Raw genomic sequence first — 306 nt, forward strand, 5'->3', positions numbered from 1 at the left:
CCAGCGCCCTCGCGTTCCTGGGGCAGCGGTGCAACGCCCCGCACCAAGGCACGCTTTTTGCACTACGTTCGTGCATGGACACGCCCCCATTCCCCCTGCCGGGCCTGCGCGTGCTGCTGGTGGACGCCGGCCAGCGCCGCAGCCCGGTCATCCGCCTGGAACTGATCCGGCTGCGCTGCCAGCTCGTCGATGTGCTGGACCTCGTGGCCGAGTCCGATGCGCTGGCGCTCACGCTGGCCCGCCAGGCGCCGGAGCTGCTGCTGATCGACTGCGAGCAGCCCACGCCGGCGCTGCTGGCGCAGCTGT

The 306-nt window shown here is 71.9% G+C and carries 1 protein-coding gene; it reads left to right on the top strand.

Annotated elements, in window-relative coordinates:
• Positions 1 to 74: 74 nt before the first annotated feature.
• A partial coding sequence (locus ACG0Z3_RS23305; protein WP_394402453.1) for a hypothetical protein occupies positions 75 to 306 on the top strand: 232 nt, incomplete at its 3' end.

The organism is Pelomonas margarita, from assembly GCF_043555875.1.
GTDB classification, from domain to species: Bacteria; Pseudomonadota; Gammaproteobacteria; order Burkholderiales; family Burkholderiaceae_C; genus Pelomonas; species Pelomonas margarita.